The organism is Hydrogenophaga sp. (genome assembly GCF_018780075.1).
Taxonomy (GTDB): domain Bacteria; phylum Pseudomonadota; class Gammaproteobacteria; order Burkholderiales; family Burkholderiaceae_C; genus Hydrogenophaga.
In genome coordinates, this window is the sequence record NZ_JADMKB010000141.1 from 1 (window position 1) to 18,571 (window position 18,571).

The window sequence follows — 18,571 nt, forward strand, 5'->3', positions numbered from 1 at the left end:
AAGATCACCGTCACCGTGTTCAAGGTGCCCGGCGAGACCAACACCGACGACCTGTCGCCCGCCCCGGACGCCACCACGCGCCCGGACATCCCGATGCACTACCTCGCGATGCTGAAGAACACCCGTCCCGACGCGGCCTTCAAGCCCGAGGAAGACGGCAAGCGCGGCCCGATGCAGTTCATCGAAGACCTGAAGAAAAAGGGCCACCTCGTGGCCTACGTGGGCGACGTGGTCGGCACCGGTTCTTCGCGCAAGTCCGCCACCAACTCGGTGATCTGGGCCACGGGCCAGGACATCCCGTTCGTTCCGAACAAGCGTTTCGGCGGCGTCACGCTGGGCGGCAAGATCGCCCCCATCTTCTTCAACACGCAGGAAGACTCGGGCTCGCTGCCGATCGAAGTCGACGTGTCGAAGCTGGAAATGGGCGACGTCGTTGACGTGATGCCCTACGACGGCAAGATCGTGCGCAACGGCGAAACCGTGGTCGAGTTCAAGCTCAAGAGCGACGTGCTGTTCGACGAAGTGCGCGCCGGCGGCCGCATCAACCTGATCATCGGCCGCTCGCTCACCGCCAAGGCGCGAGAGTTCCTGGGCCTGCCCGCTTCCACGATGTTCCGCCTGCCCAGCGTGCCCGCCGCCACCCAGGCCGGCTTCACGCTGGCCCAGAAGATGGTCGGCCGCGCTGTCGGTCTGCCGGAAGGCCAGGGCGTGCGCCCCGGCACCTACTGCGAGCCGAAGATGACCACCGTGGGTTCGCAAGACACCACCGGTCCGATGACCCGCGACGAGCTGAAAGACCTGGCCTGCCTGGGTTTCTCGGCCGACCTGGTGATGCAGTCCTTCTGCCACACCGCCGCCTACCCCAAGCCCGTGGACGTGAAGACGCACCGCGAGCTGCCAGCATTCATCAGCAACCGGGGTGGTGTGTCCCTGCGCCCCGGCGACGGTGTGATCCACAGCTGGCTCAACCGCCTGCTGCTGCCCGACACCGTGGGCACCGGCGGTGACTCGCACACCCGCTTCCCGATCGGTATTTGCTTCCCCGCCGGCTCCGGCCTGGTGGCCTTCGGCGCCGCCACCGGCGTGATGCCGCTGGACATGCCCGAGTCGGTGCTGGTGCGTTTCAAGGGCGAGATGCAACCTGGCGTCACGCTGCGTGACCTGGTGCATGCCATCCCGCTGTACGCCATCAAGGCCGGTCTGCTGACGGTCGCCAAGGCCGGCAAGATCAACGCCTTCTCGGGCCGCATCCTGGAAATCGAAGGCCTGCCGGACCTGAAGGTCGAACAGGCGTTCGAGCTGTCCGACGCTTCGGCCGAGCGCTCCGCCGCTGGCTGCACCATCAAGCTCAACAAGGAGCCGGTGCAGGAGTACCTGAAGTCGAACATCGTGCTGATGAAGAACATGATCGCCGACGGCTACAAGGACGCCAAGACGCTGGCTCGCCGCATCGAGAAGGTGGAAGCCTGGCTGGCCAACCCCAACCTGCTCGAAGCCGACAAGGACGCCGAGTACGCCGCCGTCATCGAGATCGACCTGGCCGACATCAAGGAACCCATCCTGTGCTGCCCGAACGACCCGGACGACGCCAAGACGCTGTCCGAAGTGGCCGGCACCAAGATCGATGAAGCCTTCATCGGTTCGTGCATGACCAACATCGGCCACTTCCGCGCCGCCGCCAAGCTGCTCGGCAACAGCCGCGACATCCCCGTCAAGCTGTGGGTCGCGCCGCCGACCAAGATGGACGAGAGCGAGCTGATCAAGGAGGGCCACTACGCCAACTTCGGTGCCGCCGGTGCGCGCACCGAAATGCCCGGCTGCTCGCTGTGCATGGGCAACCAGGCGCAGGTGCGTGAAGGCGCGACCGTGGTCTCCACCTCGACCCGCAATTTCCCCAACCGCCTGGGCAAGAACACGTTCGTGTACCTCGCTTCGGCCGAGCTGGCGGCGATCGCGTCCAAGCTGGGCCACATCCCCACGGTCGCCGAGTACTTCGAGGCCATGGGCATCGTGAACAAGGACGGCGCGGCGATCTACAAGTACCTGAACTTCAACCAGATCGAGGAATACGTGGAAAACGCCAAGGGCGTGACGGCCTGATCAGTCCCGTTTCGCGTGCATCAGAAAGCGGCCCTTCGGGGCCGCTTTTTTTTGTCGGAGCCCTTGGCATCCAGGGGTGTTCCTGTTTCAACCTGTTTCTTGTGAGGCCAAGATGTTTCAGGCGGTCCCCCATGCGGAGTAACAGGGGCTGGGGCTCCCTTGTGGGGGGCGTTCAATTCATGGATAGTCGGGACCCCGCTTGGGCATGGGGCTGCTGGGCGGAGGAGGGCGTGTCCGTTGGCCCCTTAAGGAGAGACAGGATGTTGCGCATCTGGCTGTTTGGTTCTCTCAGTGTGGCTCACGGTGTGGACAGCGAGGGGGTGACGTCGATTTCAGGCCGCTGCGGCAGCCTTCTGGCGTACCTGGCGCTGGGCCGCGGACGCTGTTTCAGCCGGAGCGAGTTGCTCGGCATCCTCTGGCCGGTGCAGGGCAATGCCTCGGTGAACGCAGGCTCGTTCAACACCGCGTTGTGGCGCCTGCGCAGGATCATCGAGTGCGGGCCGGTGCGCTGCGGCGATCTCATCGCCAGCGATCGCCACGGGGGCATTGGCCTCAGTGGTTCGGCGGACATCTGGCTGGACACCGAGGAGTTCGAGCACAGCATCGCACCGGGGCTGGCCAAGCCGATCGAGCGCCTGGTCGACGCTGAGATCGACGGACTGCGCAAGGGCGTGGCGCTGTACAAGTCCGACATCCTGACCGACTTCATCGACGACTGGGCGCTGCGGGAGCGGGAGAAGCACCGCAGGCTCTACCTGAATGCCTTGTGGCGACTGATGCAGGTGGCGACCGTTCGTGGCCAGTTCGGCGAAAGCATCCGCCACGCGCAGAGCATCCTGGACTGTGATGCCCTGCGGGAAGACGTCCACCGGGAGCTGATGCGCCTGTTCGTGCTCAGTGGCCAGCGCGCGCAGGCGCTGCTGCAGTTTGAATCGTGCCGCCAGCTGCTGCGGCGGGAACTGTCGATCGGCCCGATGCGGGAGACCATGGACCTCTACCGCCAGATCGCGGACAACGCGGTGTCGGGCGTGCAGGCGGTGCCCGTGGTGCCAACCGGTGTGGTCGACCATCCGGCGCCTTGGCTGCCAACCCTGCCGCCGGACCCGCAAACCCCGCGCCAGCAGCTGGTGGTCGCGGCCCGGCAGTACCTGGCCCTGGCCGACAGCCAGCTCGAGTTGAGCCTGCGACCTCCCCTGGCCTGAACGGCCCGTCCCGCGATCCCGGGTGGGTGCCACCCGAGGCGTCCGCGCTCCAGTCCCCCTTGTGTTGACCCCAGGCCTGGCGGCCGCGTTGTTGCGCGCCTGGCGGGGCGCCGTGCGCGCCCGTCCGGTGGGCGTCACCGAACCGTCACCGTGCACCGACGGGGGCGTGATGTTGGCGTGATGTTGGTGTGATGAGGGGGTGATGTGCCGGGCGCAGAGTGCATTCAACACACCGAAAACGCCGAGTTCACCCATGGCATTGCTCGAAGACCGCACCGCTGTTTTCATCGTCCGCATCTGGTGTGAACGCGGTGACCAGCCCAGCAGGGACCCCGAGTGGCGGGGCTCCGTGGAGCACGTGAAAAGTGGTCAGCGGGTGTATTTCCGCCAGCTGGACGCGGTGCTGGACTTCATGAAGCCGCACCTGTCGGAGATCGGCATCGATGCGCAGCAGCGCTTCTGGGAGCGCATTTCGTCGGTCATGGACGACGACGGCGCCAGCGACACCGCCGGGTTCCGGGTCGTTGCACCGGACCGCGATGCGGCGGGCGATGCCGGGGTTTCTCCAACTTGCAAACACCGCTAGGAGCCGATCATGGCCGTTATCCGTGCAAACCGCGAGTCGATTGATGACCGTTTCAGCGTGCTGGGTTTCACCGTGCGCTCCGAGCTGCCCCTGTTCGAGATCGCCATCGCGACCGACCCGGAACTGCTCAGGCCCGAGCGGCGCGCCCAGCGCACGCCCGGCAACTTCCACACCAGCCGCCTGCTGCGCACGGCGCCGTCGCAACGCGGTGAGGCCGTGTACCTGGTGCCGCCCGAGGTGGTGTCGCGCTTCGTCGGCCAGCAGCGCCTGTATTTCGGTCTCGCGACCTACCGCGAGAGCGACCGCAGCACGCCGGTGTCGATGCGCATGCCGGACCGCGGGACGATGTATGTCAGCCTCTCGGGCCTGACCGAACGGGGCCTGCGCCGGTCGGTCCGAAGCCGTGGCCCCATGAGCCACGGCGGCGCGGCGTACGGTGGCGGTGGCGTCGAACTGGGCTGGGGGGGCGATGCGGCGGGCACCCCGCCGCCGCCGTCCCGCGACGAAGACCGCGCCGTGGCGCCCAAGGCCTCGACGGCCCCGGGCGCCGGTGGGTCCACGGGCTACAGCGACGGCTATTCGGACGAGCTCTGGACGCAGCCGGCGCCCGCCGCAGCCGCACCGGCGCCCACACCGCCCGCCGCGCCGGACCCGGCGACCGCGCCGAGCGCCACGGCACAAGGCCTGGCCAGGCGCAACGGGGTGTTGCGCCGTCCCATGGTGAGCGCTCGCTCGCTGCTGATCTCTTCCGACTACCAGCCCGCCAACTTCTGGGACGCGTTGCGCGCGCAGGCGGGGTTCTTTCTCGACAGCGCCATGTGGTACCTGGGCGTGCTCGACACCCGGGTGATGCCGCATTCGGCGGTCTGCCAGATCCGTGTGCCCGACGGGTCCACCGAGGGCGGGCTGCACGGCTCCGGGTTCTTCATCGGCCCGCGCCTGATCATGACGGCCGCGCACGTGGTGAATGGCCAGAGCGAGCTGATCGTCGTTCGCGGCAAGAACGGCGGCGGCACGGCGGGCGCCAACGAGCCCTTCGGCCGTTTCAAGGTCAGGACCTTCCGTCCGCACGGTTCGTACGGCACCCACGGCAGCGACTTCGACATCGCCCTGATCCAGGTGCCGGCGGCCAACGCGGTCGGCGCCGGCCAGTATTTCGACCTGGTCGAAGAGCTGACCCAGAGCCGTCCCGAGGGCGTGGTGGTCAGCGGGTACGCCGCGCTTTGGTACGCCAACGATCTGGTCGAACACTTCGTCAACGAGACCATCGATCCGAACCGGCAGCACCTGATGGGCGGCCACATCCGCGAGCTGCCGACCGACGAGACCTTCAGCTACAACATCCAGACCCTGGGCGGCACCAGCGGGTCGCCGGTGTACTGGATCGAAGACACCGGCGCCGGTCCCCAGGCCCACCTGGTGGGGGTTCACGTGGCCGCCCACGACGCGACCACCAACCTCGGCTGCCGCATCACCGCCAACAAGCTGACCTGGATCCGCCAGGTGGCGGCCGAGTGGGGGCAGACGCTGACGTTTTCGATGGGGCGTTTCGCCCGGAGCCTGTCGGCGGTCGATGAGGACAGCGCGCACGACATCGGCGGGCCGATCCCGGACGACGCCACCAGCACCGCGCAGGGCTGGCACGGCACCCGCGGCCTGAACCTGCCCGCGCCCGAGTACCCGATGGCCAGCCGGTTCGAGGCCGCGGCCAGCGGCAACTTCCGCGCCGTCAGCGGCACCCGCAGCATCGACAGGATTGTGATCCACATCACCGACGGCGGCGCCAGCATCAACGGCACCATCAGCTGGTTCAAAAACCCCGCGGCCAAGGTCAGCGCGCACTACGTCATCGGGCAGGACGGCGAGATCGTGCAGATGGTCGCGCACAAGGACGTGGCCTGGCATGCCGGCTCGGCCAACGGCACCAGCATCGGCATCGAGCACGTCGCCAACACCAAAGGACTGAACCCGACCCCGGCACAGATGTGTGCCTCGGCGGCGCTGGTCACCTGGCTGTGTGACCAGTTCGGCATCACCGCCGACCGCGCGCACATCCTCGGCCACGCCGAGGCCGACGGCAAGACGACCCACCAGGCCTGCCCGAACGCGGTGTGGGACTGGGTCTATTACATGGACATGATCACCACGCGCACCTGCTACGTGCCCGATGCCCTGGTGCCGAGGACACAGTCGCTGGCGCTTCATCGCCACGGTCACAGCCACGGCCTCGGCGAGCCGCAGGAGACGTCGCACGATGGCCTCACCGATCCCGACGCCATGGGCATTGATGGCGACATCCCCGACGGCGACAGCGACGCCGTGTCGCAGGCGCAGGCCTGGTACGCCCGTGCGCTGGGCGATCCGGCGCCGGAGTACCCGGGCGCATTGAAGTTCGCGCCCGCCCACCCCAACAACTACACCCTGGGCCGCAAGGCGGGCACGGCCATCGACCGCATCGTCATCCACATCACCGCCAGCAAGAACGACTACGACAAGACGGTGAAGAACTGGTTCCAGAACCCGAAGCAGATGATGGGCAACAAGCGCGTCCGCGTCAGCGCGCACTACGTGATCGGCCGTGGCGGCGAGGTGGTGCAGGTGGTGGCGCATGGCGACACCGCGCACCACGCCAACGGCGCGAACAGCCGCAGCATCGGCATCGAGCACAACGCCACCACCACCCGCGACCACGCGCCCACCGACGCGCAGTACCGCGCCTCGGCCAAGCTGGTTGCGTGGCTGTGCGCCCAGCTGGGCCTGCCCGCCGACCGCACCCACGTGCTCGGCCATTCCGAGGTCGATCCCAAGACGACCCACACGAGTTGCCCGAACTCGGTGTGGGACTGGGACACCTACATGGGCCACCTCGCCACCGAAGCCGCAGCGCTGGCCGGCGGCGCGGTCGCGCAGGGCCTGGGCGCGCGCCGTGGCTATTCGATGGCTCAGGAAATCATCACCCCGTTCTACGACCCCGCCGATCCAATGAGTGCGCTGACCTGCCAGGCCGACGCCTTCAGCCAGGCGCGCGAGGAGTGGTTTGCCGGCGTGCCCAACACCACGCTCTTCCCGCACTCGGCCATCTGTCTGCTCGAGATGCAGGACGGCGCCGGCAAAGTCGGTCGCGGCACCGGCTTCTACATCGGTCGCAACCGCATCCTCACCTGCGCCCACAACCTCTACAACAAGACCAGTGTCACCATCATCCCGGGCAAGAACGGCAACGGCGGCGGTTCCACCGAACCGTTCGGCCGCACCACGCTCACCTCCGCCTCATGGCGGATCCCTGCCAGCTACGCCGGCAGCAACAAGGCGACCGATCTGGCGGTGATCGACAACGTGCCGATCGATGCGCCCAACGGGCAGTGGTTCGACTCCCTGGAAGAGCTCAACCAGTCGCGGCCCGAAGGTGTCGTGGTCTGCGGTTATTCGTCGCGTTCGGAAAAAGTGCCGGAGCTGACCAAGGCGATCGACGGCTTCAAGCAGCACCTGCACGCCGGCTACATCGCCGCGCTGGCCGACGACGACAGCACCTTCAGCTATCCCATCCTCACGCTCAAGCGCGCCAGCGGCTCGCCGGTCTACTACATCAGCGACAAGAGCGGCGTACTGAGCTCCTACGTGGTCGGCGTGCACACCGGCGCCGACACCGACGACCTCAACCGAGGCTGTCGGCTGATGCAGAACAAGATCGACTGGATCGAAGGCCGCACCACCAGCCTGTCGCTGGGTGCGCCGGGCCGCATGGGCAGCCGTGCGCTGGGCGATGCGTTCTCGGTGCACTGGACCGATACGCCGATGACCTATCAGAGTGGCCCGATGGCGTGCTGGGCCGCCGCTGCATCGATGGTGGTGGGCTGGCGCGACCAGCAGTCGATCCCGGACACCGTGATCGCCGAGAAGGTGGGGGTGTTCGATGCCTTCAACAAAGGCCTGTACGGCCGCCAGCGCGGCTACGTCGCCGACGCCTGGAACCTGATGGCCGAAGCGCCGGCGTCCTACACCATCGAAGCCTGGCGCGACATGCTCGCCGCCAACGGGCCGCTGTACATCGACCAGGCGCTCAGCATCGGCGACGGCGGCGGCAGCGGCGGTCATGTGCGGGTGCTGGTGGGCATGACCAGCGGCGGCGCGGCGGACGGCTCCGACACCACCATGTACATGCACGATCCGGCGCGTGGGCCGATCAAGCTCTCGTTCGCCGATTTCCTCACGTTCTACGAAGACCGCACCCGCAGCACCGGCGGCTATCTGGAATTCCAGATCATGCATTCGGGCGGTGTCGCCGGTCGCAGCCCGGCGTCGGCCTCGGCATTCTCGTTGGGCGCTTCCCATGCCCGCTCACTCGCCCACGGCCGTGCGCTCGGCAACGATGGCCCGTCCGACATTCCGGTGCACCTGATCCCGCAGCCCAACAAAGACGCCTGCTGGGCGGCCTCGATGGCGATGCTGCTGGCGCACCGCCGGCAGCAGTCGCACACGCCCGAATCCATCGTCAACGAGGTCGGCGGCAGTCTCGCCAGTTCCTACGGTTGGGATCTGCTCAAGGCCGTGCGCGACCGCTACGGCTTCGTCGTCATCGACCAGCCGTCCAATGCCAGCATCTACCACTCGCCCAGGCAATGGGCCGAATGGCTCAACGCCCACGGACCGCTGTGGGTGGTGATCGTCGGCGCGCCGCATGCGGTGGTGGTGGCCGGCATCCGCGGCGACCTGGACGACGCCAACGCGGCCCAGGTCAAGATCCTCAATCCCTGGGACACGCGGATCGCGTTCGACAACGACCCGATTGAATTCCGGCCTCCGAACCACGGCTACGAAGACTGGCTGCCGTTCGCCGACTTCGCCGCCGACTTCGGCAACATGTCCCAGCCCGACTACGGCAACTGGCGCATCCTGCACCTGCCGGCGAGCGCCGTGAGCGCGCAGTCGCTGTCGGTGCGCGGCAACGGCGGCCTGCGTCTGGCGTCGCCGCCGCGGTCGGTGCGCGCCTTGAATCTCGACGCCACCGGCGCGCGCCGCGAACCGATCGAACCCAGCCGCGTGCTCGGCGTGCGCATGAGCCGGGTGATCGGCGAAGCCGGCGGCAGCCGTTGGGCGCTCGACCAGCTCGAAGGACTGAAGTCGCCTTCGATGCTGTCGCCCAGCGTGAGCTCGGCCGCGCCCACCGATGTCCGGATCGACATCAACGACTGGCCGGCGATTGATGGCGCGCCCACGCCGCTGCCGTTGAAGATCGAATTTCGCGCCGCGAACGGCAGTCTCGGCGATGTGCGCATCACCGCCGGCCTGCCCGCGAACCTGGCCTATGGGGTGGAGGTGGTCGCGAAGATCGAAGACGGCGCCGACGCCGATGGGGTGGCGCGCTTGCGTGTGCGCATCGACTACCGCTTCCGTGGCCTGTCGCAGGGCAATGCCGACGCCGTCATCGAGCTGACACTGCGTGGCGACGGTCGCTACGAACGCGAGAACGGCTGGCGCGACGCCAACGCCGAAAAACCCGATGTCGACCGGTACGCCGCATTGAGCCCGGCCTGAGGAGCGAACCGTGTCCGACACCACGCGCAACAGCGGCAGGATCTTTCCGTCCCGGAACGGAACGGCGATCTCGCGTGCGCAGGCGGATGGGCAGCCGGGCGCGCCGGCGCCGGCTGCCGGCTCCGGCACCCCCGCACCGGCTGCGTCGAGCAAGCCGCCCGCCACCGAGACCATCGCCCGCCGGGCCGGCGCGATGGTCAATGAAATCGACTTCCCCGGTTTCGTCTCGCAGCTCGTGCACGGCACCTTCGACGCCATCGTCGATGCCTCGATCCGGCAGATGGAGAGCTACTCCGGCCTGGTGTCGGCGGTGGCGAAGACGGTGGATCAGTTCACCGAAGAGAACGTGACCTTCAACCAGGCGCGCGACTGGCTGGTGTCGCGTTACCCCGGCGACGTGGTGCTCCAGCTGCCGGACGCCGCCGGGACCGAGCCCCGGCTCTCGCCACGCGCGGAGGAACTGAGCCCGGTGTGGCTGGCCGACTACGGCCTCGAAGGCCAGGAACTGAGCACCGAGCTGCTGGAGCAGCAGATCCTGCCGCAGGTGCGCAACAAGGTGGGTGCCGAGCGCCAGCAGCTGCTGGCCACCATGGTGCTGCTCGGCCTGAACCGTGTCGCCGTGCGCGACGGCAGCATCAGCGCCAAGGTCATGTTCCGCGCGGCGGCGCGCGATGCCGCCGCGGTGCAGTACGCCACCAGCAGCGATCCCCAGGCGGTCGCCACCTGGGGCGAGCGCGGCAGCCTCAGCCAGACCTCGCAGAGCACCACCATGGTGTCCACGCTCGCGGTCAACGCGCAGAACGAATCCACCGTGCGCGCCGACCTGTTTGGCGAGGTCAAGCTCAACTTCGTCAGCGAGACCCTGCCGCTCGACCGCCTGGCCGACGCCGCCAAGATCGCCCTGGTGCAGCAGCACTCGCCGGCCATGCGCCCCGCCGCGCCACCGCCCGCGTTGCCACCCGCCGCGCCGCCGGCCGCCGAAGGGAGGCCGTGATGATGCGCGAGCTCTCCCAGCTGCTGGACGATTTGCACGACGGTCTGCTGGCCATCGAGGCGCGCGAAGGCCTGCGCCTGTCCCAGGTCGACATGACCCTGCCGATCGATCTGCGGCCGGTGTTCCGCGACGGCGGCTGTGTGCTGCTTGCGGACTTCACCCGCAGCAGCGAGGTCAACACCTGGAGCGCCACGCCCTCGCGGTTGACGCTCGGCTGGAGCAGTGGTGGCGATGTGGGAGCCGCACCATGAGCACGCCGCTGCTGCAGGACGCCGGCGTCCCCTTCGACCTGTTCATCTCGTCGCTGACCGAACAGCTCGACAAGGCGCAGGCCTCGATGGCCATCAAGGCGCGGCTGGGCAAGCTGCCGCTGACCTTCGCGGTCAAGGAGGTGTCGCTGGACCTGCGCGCTTTCGTGCAGATCCTGGACGACGACATCTACCTGCGCCCGGCCGGTCCCGGCGAGACCGAGGCCAGCAGCATCAAGCTGCAGCTGACCACCATCACCAAACCGATGATCGACGAGAACAGCGTCGACTACAGCACCGAAGACCCGAAGTTCTCGCTGCGCGAAGCCCTGGGCGACCAGATCTCCGAGACCGAGCAGCGCCAGCTCGAACGCATCGGCGTGCGCACCGTGCAGCAGCTCAACGAGCTGAAAGAAAAGGCCGGCACCGACGTGATCGCGCGCCTCTCGCGCATGCCGGTCAACCGGCTGCAGCAGGCCCTGCTGCGCGCGGCGGCGCCGCGGGTCACCCGGGTCGAGCCCGGCGCCGGCACCGGCCCGGGCGACACCTCGGGCCGGGTGCACCTGAGCGCGCCCGGCCTGCGCCCCGGGCGCCTGCCGCGCGTGCGCGCGGCCGGGGAGAGCGTGGCCGTGGTCGGCGCCGAGGACGGCCGCATCGTGCTCGCGCCGATGGCCTCGCAGCTCGGGTGCGAGGCCGAGGTCGACTTTGGTGACGGGCAGGTGGCGCGTGTCGAACTGAGCGACGGCCGGCTCGGGCAATGGAGACCGTCATGAACACCCCCCGCACCGTGCGCGGCCGCCTGTTGCTCACGCTCAAGCTCGGCGAGATGCCGGAGCACGTGCCGGGCTGGCGCGCCTGCACCCACCACGGCGCCGAGATGGCCGAGCGCATCGACGGCGGCGTGATCGACCGCCTGCTGCGCCACCACGGCGGCGCGCTGCGCGCGGTGCGCCTGCACAGTGCACGCCAGCCGCGCAGCGCGCGCGCCGTGCCCGGCGCCTACCGCTTCGACGAGGTCGAGCAGATCAGCGGCGTGGCCCGGGTGCTGCGGGTGCAGGTGCGCGACCCGGCCGGCATGCCGGCGCTGCTGCAGGCGCTGGCGGAGCTTCCCATGGTCGAGCGGGTCACGGCCAACCACCTCAGCCACGCGCCGTTTGCCGACGCGCCCGGGACGGTGGCCGACCTCCGGACGCTGGACCACACCTGGGTGCGGCAATGCGCCCGCATCGACGAGGCCCTGCGCTACGAAGGCGGTGACCCGGCGGTGGTGCTCGGCCTGGCCGACACCGGGGTCTCGCTGACCCATGTCGAGCTGGCGTCGCGGCTGCGCGCGGGTTTCGACAGCGTGGACCTGGACCCCGAGACCGTGGGCGGGGTCACCCTGGTCGGTGACTACCGCCGCGCCGGCGAACGCCCGCAGGACGAGGTGGGCCACGGCAGCGGCTGCGCCGGCATCATGGCGGCTCTCGGCAAGGGCATGCCCCCGGGCGCCGCGGGCGCCTGCGGGCTCACGCCGGTGCGGGTGCTGGGCGCCGCGCTCGGCCCGGGCGACAAACGCGTGGGCGTGGGCGCGCTGGACAACATCGACGCCGGCATGAAACGGCTGATCGACCTGGGCGTGAAGGTCATCAACATGAGCTTCGGCACGCCCGAGTCCATGCTCGACGCCGACGCGCCACGGCCCCACGAGGAAGTCGTGCGCTACGCGCTGGCGCGGGGCGTGATCCTGGTGGCGGCGAGCGGCAACTCGGGCCTGAGCGAGCGCTACTTCCCGGCGGCGCTGCCCGGGGTCATCGCGGTCGGCGCGATCGAGCGCGGCCTGGGCCCCGCGTCCTTTTCCACCCGGGGCGGGCACGTGGCCCTGTGTGCGCCCGGCCGCGACATCCGCACCTGTGGCATCAGCGGCTACCAACTGGCCAGCGGCACCAGCTTTGCCGCCCCGCACGTGGCCGCGGTCTGTGCGCTGCTGGCGTCGCGCGCCCAGCGGCGCGCCCAGCCGCTGGACAGCGTCGAGGCGCGGGACATCCTGATCGCCAGCGCGCGGCCGTTTGCGGTGGCCGGCGTGACCGGTTGCGGCGCGGGCGTGCTCGATGCGCTGGCCGCGCTGCGGCGGCTCGACGCGGACATCGACCACCGGCTGCGAGAAGAAGACCGCCCTGCCGATGAACCCGACGCTCTGGCGGTTGCCTGAGCACCCAGGCCACCACCGATGACACCCGGCAAACAAGGAGAGAGCCATGGTCACCCGAAGTAAACCCACCCCCTCGCGCGCTGCCCCGGGCGCCGCGGCCTCCTCGCGCCGCGCCGCGGCCACCACCGCTGGCACCCGCCGGTCTTCCACCACCACTTCCGGCCTGCGGGCCCCAACCACCGAAGGACATACCATGAACCGCATCCTCCTGGTCGACCTCGGCGAGCGCGAACTGAAAGAACGGCAGGCGTTGCGCGCTCGGCGGCAGGTCTTAGAAACCATCCAGAACACCGCCGACACCAGCGGCGGCCTCAGTGTCCGCCAGCTGGAGGAGCTCGCCGGCATCGTCGAGAAGCTGCGCAGCGACGTGGTCGCCGACCCCTTCTACCGCAAGGTGGCCGCGACCTACGCGCAGAAACCCTGGGACGAGCTGGCCGACGCCGAAGACAGCGAGTTTGTCCACAAGTACGGCCTGATCGGCACCCAGCGTGTGCCGTCCAACTTCCTCGATGCACTGCAAGCCAGCGAACGCGAGATCGTCGGCATCTGCGGCCTGCTGCAGCTCGAAGGCACGACCGACGACAGCCGCCGGGGTTTCGTGCAGAAGGTCAGCGCCGCCCAGGGCGAGTACCGCGAGTGCCGGGCGCTGTTCGACGCCGCGTTCGAGCTGCTGAGCAAGAAGTACGTGGTCACCCTGCGTTCGCAGATCCAGTCCCGGCTGATCGACGAAGACATCTTCGGCTGCATCGAACCCGGGGGCGATCCGCAGGACCGCCAGCCGGTCAAGGAGATGCAGCCCAACGCGGCCGACAAGGTCTGCGTGCTCAGCGGGCGCAACCTGGCCGCGGTCGTGCGCAAGCTCGCGGCGGACGGGGTGAGCGCCAACGACCCCTGGCTCACCAGCCGGATCGAGAACACCTACGAGATGCAGAGCGGTGTGGTCGGTGGGGCTTCGCCGTCCTCGTTCGACATCCCGCTGCCCGACCTCGAAGAGGCCACCGACGGCGAGATCGTGCGCGAGAACCTCGACGCCGCCCAGGCCATCTACTTCTCCTACCAGCTGGAAGAGGCGCGCATGCCCCAGGTGGTCGAGCGCATCGTCGAGCTGTTCCGCGCCGGCCTGCTGCCGCTGAGCTACGGCAAGACCGGCGACTACCTCTACGGCTACTACAAGAAGGCCTCGGAGCGCATCACCGAAGGCGAGCGCCGCGACCTCTACATGCGCGCCTTCGGCGCGCCCGGTGGCGACCCCAGCATCAACCAGCCCAACCGCGAGTTCAACGACCTGTGGTGGCGCTTCGTGTCGTCGGTGTCCTCGTTCGGCCGCCAGCTCACCGTCGACCGCATGTTTCGCAGCCAGATCCCGCTGTCGGTCTCGCAGGAGCAGGTGCGCAAGGCCGCACGCGACCTCGCCGCCAGCCTGTCGCGCAACTGCTACGGCATCGCCTACCAGTTCTCCAAAGAGCTCAAGACCCTGATCATCGAGTACCGCGACCTGCTCAGCGACCAGGAGATCCGAACCTCGTTCGGCGCCCGCGACATGTGGCAGGTGATGGACCAGGTCAACGCCAACTACCTCGGCGGCACCCGCAACAGCCACCGTTACCGCACCCAGGCCAAGTGCGGCGCCATTGTCATCGCCTGGCTCTCGCGCAACCACCAGCGCCTGACCAACCGCCTGGGCGAGGTGATCTCGACCAACGCGCTCACCAACCCGCAGCTGCGCGGCAGCGACCGGCCCATGGAAGACCCCACCGACTGGGACCTGCTGCAGGCCTGCGAGCAGCTGATCGCGGTGGGGGGCATCGGGGACCAGCGGGTCGAAGATTTCTCGCAGCCGGTCGAGTCGCCGACGATCACCAGCAAGCCCATCGAGATGCCGCAGATGGCGCGCGATGCGCTGGATTCGGCGGGCATCAGCCTGCCGAGCTTCTGACGCTTCGCCGGTCGCCACGCATCCCCACGCTTCAGGAGAACTTCCATGTCCTATCCAGGCACCCGAGCCCACCCGATGAAGAACCTGGTGACGCGTTCGCTGAACGCCGCGTCGCAGGCGCTGGGCACCCGCGACCCCATGCCCTATGTCGGCGACCTCATCGAGCGCACCTTCTACCTGCCGGACGACGACGTCTCCTACGCCAACAACCGCCTCACGCCGGGCGCGGTGCCCTACGAACCCTCGTTCTCGGAGTCCGATCCCCACACGCTGCGCTTCACCATCGAACCGCTGGGGCCGGGTGCCTCGCCCGTGGCCCGCCGTGACGAGGCCACGCGCGAGATGCGCCGCCTGATCCAGCCCGTGTTCGGGCGTGACGCGCTGCGCTGGTTCGACAGCCGCAGCGAGGAGTGGCGCGGTTTCGGGGGCATGAGCTGGATGAACTTCGGTGCCTGGTTCGGCAGCGCCTTTGACGAAGACGGCCTGTACGCGGCGAAGATCTACTACGAGCTGCTGCCGTCGCAGATCGACGCGCTGTCGCCGACCCTCGCCGAGCTCACGCGCCGGGTGATGGCCGAGATGCCGACCCTGATGCCCATCTTCACCTCCATCGGCTGCAAGCGCGACAGCGGCAGCCAGCGCGTGACCTTCCTGCACCGGGGGGCGCTGGCGGTCAGCGCGCTCGGGCCGCTGATGAACCGCCTGGGCATCGGCCACCAGCTGCCCAGCCTGATGCGCATCGTGGGCGTCGCGCTGGGCGGGCGCTTCGAGCTGCCGGCGGGCGGCGTGCTGATCGGCATCCGCGAGACCACCGATGGCGTGGAGCTCAAGCTGGAGATCCTGCTGGCCGCGATCCCCGACCTGCCGGCCCGGTTTCTGGACCTGATCAAGCTGGGCCTGGCCGAGCGGCCGCGACAACTGCTGGCGCTCTCGCGCTGGCTCGATGCCTTCGGTGTCGACGACGTGAGCCAGCAGGGGCACTTCTCGGTGCTCAGCCTGCGGGTCACGCCCACCACGCAGGCCCGCATCAGCCTGTATGTGCGACCGATCGAGTTCGAGATGCGGGAAGCGATCGAGGAAGCCCAGAGCCAGCAATGACCCTGTGGGCGGGTCCGCCCGCCGCAGCCCCGATGAACCACCGGCCGTGTTCCACACGGCCACAGATCCGGAGCGACCCGCCATGTCCGCCATTTTTCCTCCCCGCACCCAGGTCGCCGCACGCCCCGCACCACAGCCTGCCAGCCGTGAAACGCTGGCCGTGGCCCGCCAGCAGGTGCGCCGACTGCTCGAAAGCAGCGACGCGTTCAACCAACTGACGCCGGACAAGCGCGAGAGCCTGGCCAAAGGCATGGTCCAGATCGCGAGCTACCTCGCCGAACCGGACGGCGTGCGCCTGAAGCCCGAGCAGCAAAGCCCGCAGGTGCGGGCGCTGGCGGGTGAGAACTTTGCCTTGAAGAAATCCGCCGGCAACAACACCGACGAAGAGGGCAAGTTCACCGCGCAGAGCGCGCGCGAGGGTGCGGCCGTCGCCGGTGCGCTGCTGGAAGCGGTGAACTTCCCGGACTTCTGCGCCGGGCTCATCGACGGCGTGTTCCATTCCATCGTCAAGAGCTCGATCGAACAGATGGAGGCCTACGCCAAGCTCGTCGCCGACGTGTCCAAGAGCCTCAACCAGTTCCGTGACGACAACACCACCCAGAACCAGGGCCGCGATCACCTGATCGAGCAGTTCCCGGACGTGTTCCAGCTGAGCATGGACACCGGCGAGTTCTCCTTCGGCGACGAACAGGCGGCCGGGCCGCGGGTGACGGTGCGCGAAGGCGTCAACGAGAAGAGCGCGGTCGCGAAGATCAACCAGTCGCTGCCGCTGGACAAGCCGATCGAGCGGCTGGACGACGAACTGGTCGAGGCGCTGCTGGTGCCGGCCGCGCGCACCCAGCTCGCGACCAGCCGGCAGCAGCTGCTGGCCACGATGGTGATGCTGGGCATCAACCGCATCGTGGTCACCGACGGCAAGATCTCGGCCAAGGTCATGTACGACTTCAAGGCGCGCGACAACATGCAGTTCCGCCGCAGCGCGCAGAAGTTCGACTACGACAAGAACCTCCAGAGCACCACCAGCGAAGGCACCAACGAGCAGAGCAGCAACGAATCCAACCGCGGCTTCACCCGTTCCGCCGACGGCGCCTACGACACCGGCGGCCGCGACGCCAGCTTCTACACCAAGGGCACCTACAAAACCACGGCGCAGCCGGTGCTGAACATGGCGTCGGCCTCGCAGACCTCGATCAACGCGAGCCTGGAAACCAAGGCCAGCCTGGCCGGCAGCATGGAGGTGAACTTCAAGAGCGACTACCTGCCGCTGGAGAAGCTGGCGAACCCCGAGGCGATCGCCGCGATCCAGATGAACGCGCAGCCGGGCATGGTCAAGACGATGGCCTCGCGCCCGCCCGCTCCCGCAGCCGGCGGCCAGACACCGGCCGCGACCGCGCCGACGGCCTGATGCACTTCACGGAGCCCGCCATGTCCGCCACCATCGTCCGCAACCCGCACACCGAGCCGGCCTGGCTGGACGACGATACCCTGCGTGCGGTGCGCCCGCAGGTGCGCCACCTGCTTGAATCCTCGGCCGGTTTCCGCGAGCTCGAACCCGAGAAACAGCAGGAGATCGCGCGCACCATGGTGCGCGTTGCCTCGTACATGGCCAACCCGCAGGGCCTGGCGAAACAGGAACTCACACCCGGCAAGGGCGTGCTCGCGAAAGCGCCTGCGCCTGCGCCGGCGTTGGCGGGGCAGGGCGCGCCCGCGCAGGCGCTGGCCAACCCGGTGGACCAGGCCAAGAACAAGGCGTCCGAAAAAATCGGCACCTTCGCCGGCAGCGACTTCGAGGCCGGCTCGGTGAAGCAGGGCGCCGAGAACTTCAAGAACTTCGTTGGCGCCGTCGATTTCCCGAAATTCGTCGGCGGGCTGATCCAGAACGTGTTCCAGGCCATCGTCGATGCATCGATCCAGCAGATGGAGGCGTATGCCGATCTGTTGAAGGCGGTGGCGCAGACCGTCGACCAGTTCGCGGCCGACAACATCAGCATGAACAACGCGCGCGACTGGATGTCGCAGCGCTTCCCCACCGACCTCGCCATCGACACCAGCGACACGGAGGCAGGCCCGCGCCTGGGCATGAAGAACGAAGACAGTGCCGAAGAGGCCCTGGCGCGCGTGAGCCAGGAGTTGCAGCTGGCCGAGCCCGTGACCGACCTGTCCGACGAGGAGCAGGAAGGCCGGCTGGTGATGGCCGCGCGCATGCAGATGGCGCGCAGCCGCCAGCAGATGCTGTCGTCCATGGTGATGCTGGGCATCAACCGCATCGTGGTGACCGACGGGCTGATCAACGCCAAGGTGGTGTTCAATTTCCGCGCCTCCGACGACGCCAAGCGCGACGCCAAGGCCTCGCTGTACGACCGCGACTCCAGCTACAACAAGAACACCAGTGTGGCCGGCGCGCACTTCGGCTGGGGCGGTGCGGCCAGCGCCAACACCAACGTGCAGAGCCACATGACCACGGTCTCGTCCTCGGTCGATGAGACCTCGAGTTCCAGCCAGGAGATGAAGGCCAAGCTCACCGGCGAGGTGCGGGTCAACTTCAAGTCGGACTACTTCCCGATGGAGAAGCTGGCCTCGCCCGGCATGATCGCCAGCATCCAGGGCAACGCCACGCCGTTCGATCCGAACACCCGCTCGAACCCCGCGGGTGCGCCGGCCGCGGCGGGTTGAGGGGTGGG

The 18,571-nt window shown here is 68.5% G+C and carries 12 protein-coding genes; all 12 read left to right on the top strand.

Going from position 1 to position 18,571, the window contains the following annotated elements; genetic code table 11:
* A partial coding sequence (locus IV088_RS22030) for a bifunctional aconitate hydratase 2/2-methylisocitrate dehydratase (RefSeq protein WP_291106228.1) occupies nt 1-2,100 on the top strand: 2,100 nt, incomplete at its 5' end.
* A gap of 260 nt (nt 2,101-2,360) precedes the next feature.
* Nucleotides 2,361-3,302, top strand: a complete 942-nt coding sequence (locus IV088_RS22035) for a BTAD domain-containing putative transcriptional regulator (RefSeq protein ID WP_291106230.1) — start codon at nt 2,361-2,363, stop codon at nt 3,300-3,302.
* Nucleotides 3,303-3,555: 253 nt separating this feature from the next.
* Entirely contained in the window at nt 3,556-3,888 is a 333-nt protein-coding gene (locus IV088_RS22040) for a hypothetical protein (RefSeq protein ID WP_291106232.1), read from the top strand.
* Between the two features lie 9 nt (nt 3,889-3,897).
* Nucleotides 3,898-9,423, top strand: a complete 5,526-nt coding sequence (locus IV088_RS22045; protein WP_291106233.1) for an N-acetylmuramoyl-L-alanine amidase — start codon at nt 3,898-3,900, stop codon at nt 9,421-9,423.
* Nucleotides 9,424-9,433: 10 nt separating this feature from the next.
* Nucleotides 9,434-10,417 carry a hypothetical protein gene (locus IV088_RS22050; protein WP_291106235.1) on the top strand — a complete coding sequence of 328 codons (984 nt, stop codon included), beginning with the start codon at nt 9,434-9,436 and terminating at the stop codon, nt 10,415-10,417.
* Nucleotides 10,417-10,668 carry a hypothetical protein gene (locus IV088_RS22055; RefSeq protein ID WP_291106237.1) on the top strand — a complete coding sequence of 84 codons (252 nt, stop codon included), beginning with the start codon at nt 10,417-10,419 and terminating at the stop codon, nt 10,666-10,668. Before IV088_RS22050 ends, IV088_RS22055 begins: the two co-directional genes overlap by 1 nt.
* Nucleotides 10,665-11,438 carry a hypothetical protein gene (locus IV088_RS22060; RefSeq protein ID WP_291106240.1) on the top strand — a complete coding sequence of 258 codons (774 nt, stop codon included), beginning with the start codon at nt 10,665-10,667 and terminating at the stop codon, nt 11,436-11,438. Before IV088_RS22055 ends, IV088_RS22060 begins: the two co-directional genes overlap by 4 nt.
* Nucleotides 11,435-12,856: a S8 family serine peptidase gene (locus IV088_RS22065; protein WP_291106242.1), complete on the top strand. Its 1,422-nt coding sequence runs from the start codon at nt 11,435-11,437 to the stop codon at nt 12,854-12,856. Before IV088_RS22060 ends, IV088_RS22065 begins: the two co-directional genes overlap by 4 nt.
* 193 nt (nt 12,857-13,049) lie before the next feature.
* Nucleotides 13,050-14,792, top strand: coding sequence for a hypothetical protein (locus IV088_RS22070; RefSeq protein ID WP_291106244.1), 1,743 nt, complete (start codon nt 13,050-13,052; stop codon nt 14,790-14,792).
* A gap of 45 nt (nt 14,793-14,837) precedes the next feature.
* Nucleotides 14,838-15,890, top strand: a complete 1,053-nt coding sequence (locus IV088_RS22075) for a hypothetical protein (protein WP_291106247.1) — start codon at nt 14,838-14,840, stop codon at nt 15,888-15,890.
* Between the two features lie 82 nt (nt 15,891-15,972).
* On the top strand, nt 15,973-17,295 hold the full coding sequence (locus IV088_RS22080; RefSeq protein ID WP_291106250.1) for a hypothetical protein: 1,323 nt from the start codon (nt 15,973-15,975) through the stop codon (nt 17,293-17,295).
* A gap of 20 nt (nt 17,296-17,315) precedes the next feature.
* Complete coding sequence (locus IV088_RS22085) at nt 17,316-18,563, top strand: hypothetical protein (RefSeq protein WP_291106252.1); 1,248 nt, start codon at nt 17,316-17,318, stop codon at nt 18,561-18,563.
* The last annotated feature ends 8 nt before the right edge of the window (nt 18,564-18,571 follow it).